The organism is Solwaraspora sp. WMMA2065, assembly GCF_030345075.1.
Classification (GTDB): domain Bacteria; phylum Actinomycetota; class Actinomycetes; order Mycobacteriales; family Micromonosporaceae; genus Micromonospora_E.
The window spans coordinates 987,284-1,000,446 of the sequence record NZ_CP128361.1 but is presented as its reverse complement, the minus strand read 5'-3'; the positions used below and the strand labels follow the sequence as shown (position 1 = coordinate 1,000,446).

Genomic DNA, 13,163 nt, shown 5'->3' with positions numbered 1-13,163 from the left:
GAGGCTCCTGTCCGAGGCTTCAGTGCAGCGGTCGCATGTCGTGGGTGACGGTGCCGGCGGCGGCCAGCGAGTGGTAGAGCCCGATCTCGGCGGTGGGCCCTTCGGCCATCACCAGGGCGGTGCAGCCGCGTTGGTCGGCGAGGTGGACGATCCGGTCACCGGGCTGGGCGGTCGGGAAGAACTCCGGGCCGCCGGGGAACATCGGTAGCCGTTCGGGTCCGCGCCAGCCGGCGAGTCGGCCGGCCGCCGGTGGATGCAGGAACGTCATGCCGTAGCCACGGTCGGCACTCAGTGGTGCGTCGAGCAGCCGGGGCCGTCGGCCGAGCGCGGTGTCGGTCACCGCCGCGTACACGTTCACCCCGAGCGACCGGCACATCATCTCCCCGATGACCGCCCCGGCGATCCGGCCGTTGATCTCCACGACCTCGGGGCCGGCCGGGGTGTGGGCGAACTCGGTGTGTGCCACGCCGTCGGTGAACCCGACGGCGGCGAGGACCTCCCCGATCCAGGTCGCCAGCCGCTCCGACTCGGCTGGCGGGAGCGCGACTGGAAAAGCGACGGCCTCCTCCCGGCGGACCGGCTCGGGGGTGTGAATGTGCACAGCGATCCCGAGCAGTCTGGTGTGCCCACGCCAGCTGACGGTCTCGGCGCTGTACACCGGGCCCGGGAAGTACGGTTCGACCACCAGGTGTCGACCCAGCAGGGTGGCTTCGGCGACCTCGCGGGCGGTCCGGTCGCGTTCGGCGTCGTCGCGGATCAGCCACACCGACCGGGACGATGTGCCCGCCGAGTCCTTCACTATCACCGGGTAGCCGATCGCCGCGACCGCCCCGGCGACCGCCTCGCCGGTGGGCTCCACGCGGAGCGCGTCGGCGCGGCTGAGTCCGGCCCGGTGCAGCAGGGTACGGACCTGTGCCTTGTCCCGCAGAGTGTGGGCTACCTGCGGGCCGAGCGTGGCCAGGCCGTACCGGGCCGCCAGCGTCGCACCGGGCAGCATCCACGTGTCGGTGGAGTTGACCAGCCCGGCGAGGTCGGGCAGCCGGTCGAGCACGGCGGCGCAGGCGGCCACATCGGTGGTGTCGACGTCGATCACCGTCACGTCGTCGGGTCCGAGCCGGTCGAGTTCGTACGCGTAGATCGACCGGTCCCCGGTGAGCAGGCACAGCCGGTGCCCGGACTCGGCGGCGGCGTCGCGCAGCCGGGCGAGGCCGAACGTCAACGCCTCCAGCGACACGATGGTCACGCCCCCGCCTCCTCGGCCTGCCGGGGACGGCTCGCCTGCGCAGGACGGCTCGCCTGCACGATCAGCCGCTGCGCGTGATTGTCGTACGGTTCACCGGCGAAGCCGCCGAAGCAGGTGATGCCGGTGAATCCGGCGGTGTCCAGCATGGTGCGGATCTCGGCGGCGCTGTAGACGAACTGTTCGAAGTACGCGTGCCGGGCGGTGTCGCCCCGGATCAGGGTCCAGTCGCTACGAAACCGGGTCCAGTCGTCCAGGATGGTGTCCCGCATGACCAGATGTCCGCCGCTCACCTCGACGACCTTCGGGGTGCCCGCCCACCGGGCGAAGATCTCCTTGCTGAACAGATCCAGCAAAAGTCGCCCGCCTGGCACCAGGCTCTGCCAGGCGTTGCGCAGTACGAGCTGGTTCTGGGCCGGGTCGGTGAAATACCCGAACGAGGTGTACATGCTGATGATCAGGTCGTAGCTGTCCCGCTCGACGAACTCCCGCATGTCGGCGCGGACCAGACGTAGCGTCACTCCGGCCTGCTCGCCGGCGAGGTCGGCTCGGTCCAGCATGGTCGCGCTCAGGTCCACCCCGGTGACCAGGGCACCGCGTGCGGCGAGCGGCACGGCGTAGGTACCTGGACCGCAGCCGAGGTCCAGCACTCTGGTCCCGGCTGCGACCTCCAGCAGCGGCGAGGTCGCCACCCAGTTCCGGGCCTCCTGCTGACGGTGCGGGGCGAACAACGCGCCGGCGAAGTCCACCCAGAACCCGTCGTCTGCAAACCACTCCATCGGCAGCTCCGAACTCATGCGACGACTGACGCCTTGCAGGTCGCTCAACGACGTGCGGAAGTTCCCCGCCGACCGAAGAAAACTGATTACCTCCACATCAGGGTGAAGCAAATGAATCCTGGATCATTATATCGATGTCGGACATTGTCCAGCGCTCGACTACCAGCGTCCTGATTCGCACGACAACAGGAACCAATCCACCACTCGGAGCGACCAACATGTCAACGGAACGCCTCGACACCGAGCAGGCACATTCTCCAACGACAATGTGATGAACATCAGAGGAGCGATCAGCCCATGCCGTCCACGGGCCCGTCGACGCCCCCGCCGCCGGTACACCTGCACGTCACAGACGCCATCAAGACACCGAGCCTCATCCGCCTGTCGGACACCATGATCCTGGCCCGGTTCGAGACCCTGAAGGTCTACGCCGCCCTCGGCGCGGTACGGGCCCTGCTGGCGGCGGGGACCGTCCGCCCCGGCGACACCCTCGTCGACAGCTCCAGCGGAATTTACGCCCTCGCGCTGGCCATGGCCTGTCACCGGTACGGACTGCGCTGCCACATCGTCGCCTCGACCACGGTGACCCCGACCATCCGGTCGCAGTTGGAGATCCTCGGCGCCACCGTGCACCAGATGCCCGTCGAGAGCGATCTGCGACTGGACCAGCACCGACGCGTGGCGCGGATACGGGAGCTCCTGCGCGCCAACCCCGGCATGCACTGGATGCGCCAGTACCACGACCCGGTGCACCGACTCGGCTATGCCGAACTGGCGACACTCGTCCGGGCCGCCGTACCGCAGGTCCCGCTGACCCTCGTCGCCAGCGTCGGCACCGGTGCGTCCAGCGCCGGACTGATTCTGCCGATCCGCGCCCACGACCCGTCGACCCGGCTCGTAGGTGTCCAACCGTTCGGCAGCGTCAGCTTCGGCAGTGAACGGTTTCCGGATCCGGACGCGATCATCGCCGGGATCGGCAGCGCCATCCCTTTCGACAACGTCCACCACGAACTGTACGACCAGGTGCACTGGATCGGCTTTCGCCACGCCATGGCCGGCACCATCGCGCTGATGCGGTCTCATGCGGTCTTCGCCGGCCTCTCCACCGGTGCGGCGTACCTCGCAGCGCGGTGGGAGGCCCGCCGTCACCCGGAACGGGTGCATCTGCTGATCGGAGCCGACACCGGCCATCGGTACGTCGACAAGGTCTTCGCCCGCCACCGCGAAGCCCTCGACATGGAGACGTTGGAGCCGGTGGAGATTGCCTCTCTCGACGAGCTGGCCCCGCCCTGGTCGACCTTGCCGTGGGCGCGACGCGCCCATCCGCCGTCAGCCGGCCAGGACCTGCACCCCGCCGCCGTCACCGGCGGCCCAGGAACAGACCGGCCCGCAACAGACCGGCCCGCGACGGCCGGATGAGCGCAGCTAGGAACCCTGCTGCGGTACGCGGCGTCCCAGCCATCGCCCGACAGTGAGCACCAGCACCGGAAGGATGACACACTGGGCGGCGACGACCAGCCAGAAGCCGGGTAGGAACCCGACTTGTTCGAACGCCCCGTACACGCTGCCCCCGGCGACGCCACTGAGGAACGAACCGACCCCCACCGCGAGCCGTTGCTGGCCGAAGGCCACCGTCGCCGACCTTCTCGACCCCGCCAACGCTTCGAGGTCGTTCTTGAGGAACAACACGGCGCTGCCGGCGCTGATCGCGGCGACCCCGCAGACCACCGCCGGACCGTTGCCAACCGCGAACGCGGCCATCCCGGTCGCCAGGGCACCGAATCCGATGGCCATCGCCGCCGGGTAGCTCATCCTCCCCACCCGCTCGGCGACCAGGGGCTGCACCACCACCAGGCCGAGCGAATAGCCCATCATTCGCCGCCCCGAACAACAGGGTCGCCATCCGGCCCTGGGCGTAACTGGAGAGGTACTGGTAGAACTGCATGTGCACGTAGAACGACACGGCGGTGACGACGAACGGCAGCACCGCCACCCCGTGCAGCATCCGCCGGAACGGCTCCACCGGTGGCGCGTCGGCGACCTGCCGCTCCCGGCGGAGAAAGACGTGACCGAGCGCCACACCGGCGTACACCGTCGTCACGGCCGCGAACATCACGGTCGGCCGGTGCACGAACAACGCCCCCACCACCGGCCCCACCGCTATACCGAGGTTGCCTGCGGCGTTGCCTGCCGACACCAGCCGGGGCCGCTGCTCGTCGCCCACCTCGTGCACCAGATAGCTGCGGTACGCCGGCGAGTACAGTGATCCGCCGCCGGAGATGAGCAACAGGCCGGCGACGGTCAGCACCGGGAACCGCTGTCCCGCGAGGAACGCCGCCCCGCCGAGGCTGTACAGCGTGAGGGCCGCCACCAGGGCCCGCTTGAGACCGACCCGCTCGGCCACCGCAGCGGTCGCCGGGGCGCTGGCGAACTGCACCAGGGTCGCCGCCCCGAGCACCACCCCGACCTGCGCCATGCCCACGCCCATGCGTTCCCGCAGCAGCACGGCCAGGTACGGATAGATCGAGAACGAGCCGACGTTGACCAGGAATCCGCCGATCAGCACGGCCCACTGGGCACGGGTGAAGGAACCCCTGCGCAACGCCGACCAGGGGCGGTTGCCCGCAGCCGCGCGGGGGGTGGCCGGTGCGGCCATCAGTCGGCCGGCCCGCCGTCGGATCGGACACCGACCCCGGTCGACGGGTCGACGCCGCCGAAGGCATGCTGGTCGGACGGCAGCACGCCCAGCCCTGGGGCGTCGCCGAGAACGATCCGCCCCTGGTCGAGGCCCAGCCCCCGGAACGGGGGGTCGCGCAGGAGGAACTGGCTGTCGATGTCGATGCGCTCGGCCAGCGGGGCCAGTAGGGCGGCCTGGCTCAGCGCTAGCTCCGACTCGCAGTTGCAGCTGAGCATCACCGACAGGCCCGCCTGGCGGGCGGCCTCCATCACCCGTCGGGTGGCCCGGACCCCGCCGGACTTGGCCAGCTTGACCACCACCCCGTCGGCCAGGCCGGCGGCCGCCCGGACACTGTCCACGTCGGTGCAGCCCTCGTCCAGGAAGACCGGCAGCCGGTCGGGCACGTCACGGTAGCGGCGGTACGCCTCGACCGCGTCTCTCGGGAACGGCTGCTCGACGAGCTGGATGTCGAGGGCGCGCAGGGCCGGGGTCAGTTCCTGCGCGGTCCGCAGGTCCCACGCCTCGTTGGGGTCGATCCGCACCGGCAGGTCGGTGACCGCGCGGACGGCGGCCAGCCGGTCGAGGTCCTCGGCGCCGCGTACCTTCATCTTGAACGCGCCGACCGCAGGGGCGTTCGCGACCAGCTCCAGGGTCTGCGCGACGCTGCCGAGCCCGATCGTGTACCCGGTCGGCTCGGGCAGGATGCGCGGTACGCCGTACAACTGCCATGTCGGCACGCCGGCGGACCGGCCCACCCAGTCGTGCACCGCGCCGTCGAGTGCCATCCGCGCGCCGACCGGTCCGTCCCAGTCGGCCACCCGGTCCAGGACCCGGTCCGGATCGGACAGGTCCGGGCCGAGGACGTCTCTGCCGTGTTCGGCGACCGCCGCGACGACCTGCTCGACGGTTTCGCCGTGCGCCCAGGCCGGTGTGCCCTCACCCAGGCCGGTGACGCCGTCGTGGACGACGGCGACGAGGCAGGTGTCCGTCGAGTCGTAGGAGTGCTGTGAACTCCGGAACACCGTCAACAGGCGCAGGGTCATCCGACGGACGTCGAGCTCCATGCGGATCAGCTTGTCACGCACCACGCCGATAATCCACGGTGATCGATCTGGCGTCCGGGTCAGGGACGGCAGAGGATCTCGCCGTGCAGGATGGCGAACCAGCCGTCGGGCGCGTCGGCCCAGCGGAGCCAGCCGGCGGAGAGGCGCTGCAGGTCGGCGGGGGTGGCGGTGCCGGCGGCGAGGATCTGCCGGGCCATCTCGGAGGCGACGATGCGCTCCGACCACATGGTCCCCCACCAGCGGCGGTCCTCGTCGGTGGCGTAGCACCAGGCGGAGGCGCCGGGCGTGACGTCACCGAACCCGGCGGCCCGCGCCCAGGAGAGCAGGCGGCGACCGGCGTCCGGTTCGCCGCCGTTGGCGCGGGCGGTCGCCTGGTAGAGCGCGAGCCATTCGTCGAGCTCGGGTACGGCGGGGTGCCAGGCGAAACGGTCGTAGTCACTGTCGCGGGCCGCGACCACTCCCCCGGGCCGGCAGACGCGGCGCATCTCGGCGAGCGCGCGGACCGGGTCGCCGACGTGCTGGAGGACCTGGTGGGCGTGGACCACGTCGAACGCGTCGTCGGGGAAGGGCAGATCGTGTACGTCGGCCGTGGTGAAGTCGACAGTCGTGACGCCCCGGGCCTGCGCCTCGGCGCGGGACAGGGCGAGCGCTTCGTCGGTGACCTCGGTGGCGGTGACCCGGCCGGGAGCGACGAGCGCGGCGAGGTCCATGGTGATGGTGCCGGGACCGGCGCCGATGTCGAGCAACGCCTGGCCGGGCCGCAGGTGCGGCAGCAGGTACGCGGCCGAGTTCTCGGCGGTACGCCAGCGGTGGGAGCGCAGCACCGACTCGTGATGACCGTGCGTGTATACAGCTGACATGCTCCGACGATAGACCGGCTGTCTCGCAATTCGGGAGCAGCTTCCCACATTATGGCCACCGCGGGATCACGACGGTACGCGGCTCAGCTGACCCGGGGCGGCCGGTTCTCCTGAATCCACCGCTCGACATCGGCCTTCAACCACACCGGGCCTTGCGCCAGCCGCGCTACCGGATCGGGAAATCCCTTGGACCGGCTGACCACGTACGCCCGCTGCTTGCTCACCGGCTTCTCGGGCGTACCCAGCATCGCGCGCAACTCCGAGGTGCCGACCAGGTCCACTCAACAGACGCTAAGGAGTTGCCCTAAGGCATTGCCTTTGAGCAACTAATGCTTCACGCTATCGGGTATGACTGGCAGGGGTGACGGCCGACGGGCGAAGACGTACAACGGGAGAGCTGCCCGGACGGCGGGCATCAACGCGCAGGCCGGCGGGACGGCCCTGCTGCGGCGGCAGGTGGGACGGTGCCTGGCGGCGTTGCGGTACGAGGCCGGGCTGTCCCAGGACGTCGCCGCCGACAAGCTGCGACGCGGCAACAGCACGCTCTGGCGAATCGAGGCCGGCGACCCGCGGGTGCGCTGGACCGAAGCGGACATGTCAGCGATGTGCCGGCTGTACCGGGCCGACGACGAGACCCGGGAACGGCTGCTCGCCCTCGCGGCGGAGATCGACCGCCCCAGCGGCGGGCGCTGGTGGCACGACGGGCTGGCCGGACTGCCGATCGACGCCGACCCGTACCCGGTGTTCGAACAGTCCGCGACGCTCATCCGCTGCTACGGCCAGGCGACGCTGCCGGACCTGCTGCAGACCCCGGGGTACGCCGAGGCGCTGCTGCGCTGCCCGGCCGGTCTGCGCAGCGACGACGACATCGCCGCCCGCCTCGACCAGCTGGCGGCGCGGCAGCGGCACCTGCTGACCCACCCGCATCCGCCGGCGGTGCAGGCGATCGTCGGCGAGGGGGCGCTGCGGCGTACCGTCGGCAACGACGCGACGGCGCGGGCGCAACTCGACCACCTGCGGGCGCTCGCGATCAGGCCGGGGATCTCGGTACGGGTCCTGCCGCTGTCCGGCGGCGCGCACGCCGGCATGACCAACCCGTTCACCCTGCTGCGCTTCGCCGCCGCCACGACGGTCCCCGGACGGCGGCCGGCCGGGTCGGGGCTGGTCCGGCTCGACACCCTGACCGGGACGATGCACCTCGACCAGCCGGCGCACGTCGTTGCGTACGAGCGGGTCTGGTCCGACCTGGCCGCCCGGGCGCAGCCGATACCCGACGGCAACGGGTCGGCAAAGTGACCGAAACCACAGCGGCGTCTACTCCGGGGTGACTCACCAACGGTGAGGCGCACCTAGGGTTCCGCCGCCGCCGGGCAGCCAGGCACGGGCAGCCGGGGACGGGACAGGTCCGAGAGGTGCAGGCGTCGGGCCGCCAGCGTGGCGGGCGGCGTTCCACGGCGGGACAAAAGCCCGGGAGGCAGCCGGATGTCTGGCTGTGCCTCAGCCAGGCCCTCATTCGGAGGTGCCCCGTGGGCTTGCACCACCATCATCACCACTATCACCAGCACCGCGACCAGCAGCCCAGCGACCAACCCGAGCTGCACGGCAACTACGGCCCGGAGGCAGCGTACGCGGTCGCCCGCGAGGCCGAACTGCCCACCACCAAGTGGGAAGAGGAGATCGCCCGGGGCCTGGAGTACGGCCTGCCCGGTGCCGATTCGATCGTCGACAAGCGGATCCCGACGTTCTCCCGTGGCGAGCTGCCGCACTTCGCCGGGATCAACACCTTCCTGAAGGCACCGTACGTCGAGGACGTGCGCCGCTGCGGCGAGTACGACGTGGCGGTGCTCGGCGCGCCGTTCGACGGTGGCACGACGTACCGCTCGGGAACCCGGTTCGGGCCGCAGGGTATCCGCAAGATCTCCGCGCTGTACGGGCCGTACTCGTTCGAACTCGGCGTCGACCTGCGCGAGTCGATCACGATCGCCGACCTCGGTGACGTCTTCACCATCCCGGCGAACATCGAGAAGACCTTCGACCAGATCTCCAAGGCGGTCAGCCACGTCTACTCCTCCGGGGCCTTCCCGGTGGTGCTCGGCGGGGACCACTCGATCGGCTACCCGACGGTGCGCGGGGTCGCCGAACACCTCGACGGCAACCTGGGCATCATCCACTTCGACCGGCACGTCGACACCCAGGAGACCGACCTCGACGAGCGGATGCACACCACCCCGTGGTTCCACGCCACCGACATCCCGAACGTGCCGCCGAAGAACCTGGTGCAGATCGGCATCGGCGGCTGGCAGGCGCCCCGCCCCGGGGTCAAGGTCGGCCGGGAACGCGGCACCACGATCATGACGGTCACCGACTGCGTCGAGATGGGCATCGAGGCCGCCGCCGAGAAGGCCCTCGAAGTCGCCTGGGACGGCGCCGAGGCGGTCTGGCTGTCGTTCGACGTGGACTGCCTGGACGCCGCGTTCGTGCCCGGCACCGGCTGGCCCGAACCGGGCGGCTTCCTGCCCCGCGAAGTCCTCAAGTTCATCCAGCTGATCGCCGAACGGCCGTTGGCGGGCATCGAGGTGGTGGAGTGCTCGCCGCCGTACGACAACGCCGAGATCACCTCGCTGATCGCCACCCGGGTCATCTGCGACACCCTCGGCTGTCTGGTCCGCGCCGGGCACCTGCCGCGCCATCGAGCCACTGAGCGCTGAGCCGACGCGGCGCCGATCCCCCGTAGTTTCCCTTCCGCAGGAGGACATAGAGATGCGACGTACCCCCAAATTTTCCCGCCGTTCCACCACCCGGAGGCTGATCGCCGCCGCCTGCGCGACGACGCTGCTGGTGAGCGCCGCCGGCTGCGGCGGTGATGACGGTTCCGCCGACGACGGCGACGGCTCGACCACCGTACGGCTGGGGTTCAGCGCCTGGCCGGGCTGGTTCCCCTGGCAGGTCGCCGAGGAACAGGGTCTGTTCGAGGAGAACGGGGTCGACGTCGAGTTGACCTACTTCGACAGTTACACCGACAGCCTGACCGCGCTGGCCACCGGCAACCTGGACGCCAACAGCCAGACCCTCAACGACACGCTGTCGTCGGTCAGCGGCGGCGCGGCGCAGACCGTGGTGCTGGTCAACGACAACTCGACCGGCAACGACCAGATCATCGCCGCGCCGGGGATCGACTCGGTGGCCGACCTGGCCGGTAAGCGGATCGCGATCGAGGAGGGTACGGTCGACCACTACCTGCTGTTGTTGGCGTTGGCCGAGGCCAGGCTGAGCGCCGACGACGTCGAGATCAGTCCGTTGCTGACCGACGCGGCCGCCGCCGCGTTCCTGGCCGGGCAGGTCGACGCGGTCGGGGCGTTCGCCCCGTTCACCACGACCGCGCTGGGCCGCGAGGGCAGCACCGCGATCGTCACATCGGCGGACTTCCCCGGGGCGATCCCGGACCATCTGGTGTTCGACTCGGAGTTCGTGGCCGACCATCCGGAGCAGGTCCAGGCGGTGGTGGACACCTGGTTCGACACCCTGGACTGGATCGCCGACAACCCGGACGAGGCGGTCGAGATCATGGCGGCGCAGGCCGGGGTCAGCGTCGAGGACTACCGCACGTACGACGCCGGGACGACGATCTTCGACCTGGCCGACAACCAGGCGGCGTTCGAGCCGGGCGACACCCCGGCCAACCTGGACTTCCAGGCCCGCTCGATCGCCGAGTTCCTGGTGGAGACCGGTCTGGTCGACGAGGCACCGCCGCTGGACGGGCTGCTCGACGGACAGTTCGTGGGGGCGGTGTCGCCGTGACCGTCGCCCCGGCCCAGGCGACCGCGAACGGCGGCCCGGACGACACCCACGGGACCGCGACCAGCGATGCGGACGCGGACCGGGCGTCGTGGGGGCCGCTGCCGCGGCGGCGTCCGGCCCGCCCGGTGCCGGCGCTGCTGGCCATCCGTACGCCGATCCCGGCGGCCGGCCGGTGGACGTTGACGGTCGCCTCGATCGTGGTGCCGCTGGCCGCCTGGCAGATCGGCAGCGTGCTGGTCGACGGGCGGCCGGACTTCCTGCCGTCGCCGCTGGAGTCGGTGGCGGCCGGGGTGGAGATGGCCCGGACAGGTCAACTGTGGACCGACACCGCCGCGACCGTCGGCCGGGTGTTGCGCGGTTTCGGCCTGGCGGTGGCGGTGTCGGTGCCGCTCGGCCTGCTGATGGGCAGCTTCCAGGCCGGCCGGGCGGCGTTGGAACCGATGATCGGCCTGCTGCGCTACCTGCCGGCCAGCGCGTTCATCCCGTTGCTGATCATCTGGTTGGGGTTGGGTGAGCCGTCCAAGGTGGCGTTGATCTTCATCGCGACGGTCTTCTTCAACACGCTGATGACCGCCAACGTTGTTCGGACCGTGCCGGCCGGGCTGATCGACGTGTCGTACACCCTCGGTGCCCGACGGTTCGAGGTGCTGCGCAAGGTGATCGTGCCGCATTCGCTGCCCGGCATGATCGACTCTATCCGGGTGAACGCGGCGGCCGCCTGGAACTTCGTAGTGGTCGCCGAGCTGATCAACGCCCAGTCCGGGCTGGGCTACCGGATCGTCCGGTCGCAGCGGTTCAACCAGCTCGACAACATCTTCGCCGTACTGATCGTGATCGCCCTGATCGGGGTGGCGATCGATCTGGCGTTGCGGACCACCCGCGACCGGGTCGGGAGGTGGGCGGTATGACCGCGACCGAAGCCGCCGGCACAGACGCGGGCGCGGTGCCGGCCGCCGACGCACCGCTGGTGCGGCTCGACGGCGTCGGCAAGGACTTCCGGACCGCCGGGGGCGGGTCGCTGCGCGCGCTCGACGGCGTGGATCTGGCGGTACGCCGAGGCGAGTTCGTCTGCCTGGTCGGCGCATCCGGGTCGGGCAAGTCCACCCTGCTGTCGCTGATCGCCGGGCTGTCCACGCCGAGCCGGGGCACCGTGCTGCTCGACGGTGCGCCGGTCACCGGGCCGGGTCCGGACCGGGGGCTGGTGCTGCAGAGCGGTGCCGTGTATCCGTGGCGGACGGTGGAACGCAACGTCGCGTTCGGGCTGGAGCTGCTGCCGGTCAGTCGGGCCGAACGGGCCCGGCGGGTCGCCTGGTACCTGGCCGAGACCGGGTTGACCGGGCTGCGGCACGCGCTGCCGAAGCAGCTCTCCGGCGGGCAGCGTCAGCGGGTGGCGATCGCCCGGGCGCTGGCCTGCGAACCGCGAGTGCTGCTGCTCGACGAGCCGTTCGGTGCCCTCGATGTGCAGACCAAGGAGGACATGCAGTTGTTGGTCCGCCGGGTGTGGGCCGACACCGGCACCACGGTGGTGATGGTGACCCACGACGTCGAGGAGGCGGTCTTCCTCGGCCAACGGGTGGTGGTGCTGGCCAGCGACCCGGGCCGGGTCGCCGCCGACCTGCCGGTGCAGCTGCCGCCGGACCGCGACGGCGTGCCCCGGGACCTGGCCGTGAAACGGCTGCCGGAGTTCCTGACGCTGCGGGCCGAGGTGGAGGACCGGGTCCGCGCCTACCACCAGCGGCACGCCGCCACCGGGTCCGGCGGCTGACGGTGACCGCCGACTGACGTCGGCCGGGTTCGACGGCTCGGGCTCAGGCAGGGCCGATCAGGTCCCACCGGTTGCCGGCGATGTCGACGAAGACCACCACCCGGCCGTACGGTTCGGTGCGCGGCGCGGTTACGAACCGCACATCGTGGTCCACCATCCGCTGGTACGCGGCCTCGAAGTCGTCCACCCGGAGGAAGAAGCCGACCCGACCGGCCGTCTGGTTGCCAACCGCCGCCCGCTGGGCGTCGCCGTCGGCGCGGGCCAGCAGGATGCCGGTCTCGGCACCGGGCGGCCGCACCACCACCCACCGCTTGGGGCGACCGTCGTTGGTCGGCGACGGGGAGTCCTCGACCAGATCGAAGCCGAGGACGGTGGTGAAGAAGTCGATGGCCGGGTCGTAGTCGTCGACGACGATGGCGGTGAGCGAAATGTGCACGCCCGCAGCGTAGGACTTCAGCCGGTCGGTTCGCGGCGGCGGGCACCGGGGCCGGGGCGGGGAAGTACGTCGCGGGTGTCGGCGACGTCGTGGCCGGCGGCGCAGCGCATCGTGACGCCGACCTCGGCCCCGCAGTCGCGGTGCGCGACGGCGAGCGGGGAGCCGTCCGGGTCGACGCAGTACCGGTCGCCCCACTGCAGCAGGGCGACCAGCACCGGCCACAGGTCGAGGCCCTTACCGGTGAGCCGGTACTCGTAGCGTTGCCGCTCCCCCGGTTCCTGGTACGGGTGCCGGCGCAGCAGGCCCTGGTCGACCAGCATGGTGAGCCGGTTGGTCAGCACCTGGCGGGGCACGCCGGTGCGCTCGCGCATCTGGTCGAACCGGCGTACGCCGTTGAAGACCTCGCGGAGCACGACGACGGTCCACCGCTCGCCGATGATCTCCATGGTGCGGGCGATGGTGCAGTTGTCGATGGACCAGTCGAGCGCGGTAGGTCTCACCCCGACCAGGCTAGGTCTTGTTGACAGACCTAGCAACCGACTGC

The 13,163-nt window shown here is 70.9% G+C and carries 14 protein-coding genes; 6 read left to right on the top strand and 8 right to left on the bottom strand.

All coding sequences use genetic code 11. The features are described 5' to 3' along the window. Positions 1 to 19: 19 nt before the first annotated feature. Together O7610_RS04615 and O7610_RS04610 are read right to left on the bottom strand one after the other, a co-directional pair. Positions 20 to 1,243, bottom strand: coding sequence for an ATP-grasp domain-containing protein (locus tag O7610_RS04615; protein ID WP_289212714.1), 1,224 nt, complete (start codon positions 1,241 to 1,243; stop codon positions 20 to 22). Continuing rightward, on the bottom strand, positions 1,240 to 2,019 hold the full coding sequence (locus tag O7610_RS04610; RefSeq protein WP_281554508.1) for a class I SAM-dependent methyltransferase: 780 nt from the start codon (positions 2,017 to 2,019) through the stop codon (positions 1,240 to 1,242). Before O7610_RS04610 ends, O7610_RS04615 begins: the two co-directional genes overlap by 4 nt. A gap of 297 nt (positions 2,020 to 2,316) precedes the next feature. On the opposite strand from O7610_RS04610, the gene O7610_RS04605 reads away from it, so the two are divergent. Beyond that, positions 2,317 to 3,438: a pyridoxal-phosphate dependent enzyme gene (locus O7610_RS04605; RefSeq protein WP_281554507.1), complete on the top strand. Its 1,122-nt coding sequence runs from the start codon at positions 2,317 to 2,319 to the stop codon at positions 3,436 to 3,438. Here O7610_RS04605 and O7610_RS04600 read toward each other — a convergent pair. The 4 genes from O7610_RS04600 to O7610_RS04585 all read right to left on the bottom strand — a co-directional run bounded on the left by O7610_RS04600 (position 3,380) and on the right by O7610_RS04585 (position 6,901). Next, entirely contained in the window at positions 3,380 to 4,675 is a 1,296-nt protein-coding gene (locus O7610_RS04600) for an MFS transporter (RefSeq protein ID WP_289212713.1), read from the bottom strand. The two genes, O7610_RS04605 and O7610_RS04600, sit on opposite strands and share 59 nt — an antisense overlap. Further along, the gene (locus O7610_RS04595; RefSeq protein ID WP_289212712.1) at positions 4,675 to 5,781 is read right to left on the bottom strand and encodes a mandelate racemase/muconate lactonizing enzyme family protein; all 1,107 of its coding nucleotides are present in this window, start codon (positions 5,779 to 5,781) and stop codon (positions 4,675 to 4,677) included. The genes O7610_RS04600 and O7610_RS04595 overlap by 1 nt, the downstream gene beginning before the upstream one ends. Before the next feature lie 38 nt (positions 5,782 to 5,819). Next, positions 5,820 to 6,620 carry a class I SAM-dependent methyltransferase gene (locus O7610_RS04590; protein ID WP_281554504.1) on the bottom strand — a complete coding sequence of 267 codons (801 nt, stop codon included), beginning with the start codon at positions 6,618 to 6,620 and terminating at the stop codon, positions 5,820 to 5,822. Positions 6,621 to 6,703: 83 nt separating this feature from the next. Further along, positions 6,704 to 6,901, bottom strand: coding sequence for a hypothetical protein (locus tag O7610_RS04585; protein ID WP_289212711.1), 198 nt, complete (start codon positions 6,899 to 6,901; stop codon positions 6,704 to 6,706). A gap of 67 nt (positions 6,902 to 6,968) precedes the next feature. Here O7610_RS04585 and O7610_RS04580 point away from each other — a divergent pair, with 67 nt between their 5' ends. From O7610_RS04580 to O7610_RS04560, 5 genes are all read left to right on the top strand, one after another. Next, positions 6,969 to 7,916 (top strand): helix-turn-helix domain-containing protein, encoded by a 948-nt coding sequence (locus O7610_RS04580; protein WP_289212710.1) that lies wholly within the window; start codon positions 6,969 to 6,971, stop codon positions 7,914 to 7,916. A 230-nt stretch (positions 7,917 to 8,146) separates the two neighbouring features. Then, a complete protein-coding gene (locus O7610_RS04575; protein WP_289212709.1) occupies positions 8,147 to 9,328 on the top strand; it encodes an agmatinase family protein in 1,182 nt (393 codons plus the stop codon). Positions 9,329 to 9,380: 52 nt separating this feature from the next. After that, on the top strand, positions 9,381 to 10,418 hold the full coding sequence (locus O7610_RS04570; RefSeq protein WP_289212708.1) for an ABC transporter substrate-binding protein: 1,038 nt from the start codon (positions 9,381 to 9,383) through the stop codon (positions 10,416 to 10,418). Continuing rightward, positions 10,415 to 11,326 carry an ABC transporter permease gene (locus O7610_RS04565; RefSeq protein ID WP_281554500.1) on the top strand — a complete coding sequence of 304 codons (912 nt, stop codon included), beginning with the start codon at positions 10,415 to 10,417 and terminating at the stop codon, positions 11,324 to 11,326. Before O7610_RS04570 ends, O7610_RS04565 begins: the two co-directional genes overlap by 4 nt. Next, positions 11,323 to 12,183 (top strand): ABC transporter ATP-binding protein, encoded by an 861-nt coding sequence (locus O7610_RS04560; RefSeq protein WP_281554499.1) that lies wholly within the window; start codon positions 11,323 to 11,325, stop codon positions 12,181 to 12,183. Before O7610_RS04565 ends, O7610_RS04560 begins: the two co-directional genes overlap by 4 nt. A 43-nt stretch (positions 12,184 to 12,226) precedes the next feature. On the opposite strand, the gene O7610_RS04555 is transcribed toward O7610_RS04560, so the two are convergent. Beyond that, positions 12,227 to 12,619 carry a VOC family protein gene (locus O7610_RS04555; RefSeq protein WP_281554498.1) on the bottom strand — a complete coding sequence of 131 codons (393 nt, stop codon included), beginning with the start codon at positions 12,617 to 12,619 and terminating at the stop codon, positions 12,227 to 12,229. A 17-nt stretch (positions 12,620 to 12,636) separates the two neighbouring features. After that, positions 12,637 to 13,119 carry a winged helix-turn-helix transcriptional regulator gene (locus O7610_RS04550; protein ID WP_281554497.1) on the bottom strand — a complete coding sequence of 161 codons (483 nt, stop codon included), beginning with the start codon at positions 13,117 to 13,119 and terminating at the stop codon, positions 12,637 to 12,639. Between the last annotated feature and the right edge of the window lie 44 nt (positions 13,120 to 13,163).

Excerpts from the sequence above, each read along its gene's own strand:
- O7610_RS04580 (WP_289212710.1), top strand. The coding sequence starts at position 6,969 with ATGACTGGCAGGGGTGACGGCCGACGGGCGAAGACGTACAACGGGAGA.
- O7610_RS04570 (WP_289212708.1), top strand. The coding sequence starts at position 9,381 with ATGCGACGTACCCCCAAATTTTCCCGCCGTTCCACCACCCGGAGGCTG.
- O7610_RS04600 (WP_289212713.1), bottom strand. The coding sequence starts at position 4,675 with ATGGCCGCACCGGCCACCCCCCGCGCGGCTGCGGGCAACCGCCCCTGG.
- O7610_RS04610 (WP_281554508.1), bottom strand. The coding sequence starts at position 2,019 with ATGGAGTGGTTTGCAGACGACGGGTTCTGGGTGGACTTCGCCGGCGCG.
- O7610_RS04605 (WP_281554507.1), top strand. The coding sequence starts at position 2,317 with ATGCCGTCCACGGGCCCGTCGACGCCCCCGCCGCCGGTACACCTGCAC.
- O7610_RS04590 (WP_281554504.1), bottom strand. The coding sequence starts at position 6,620 with ATGTCAGCTGTATACACGCACGGTCATCACGAGTCGGTGCTGCGCTCC.
- O7610_RS04560 (WP_281554499.1), top strand. The coding sequence starts at position 11,323 with ATGACCGCGACCGAAGCCGCCGGCACAGACGCGGGCGCGGTGCCGGCC.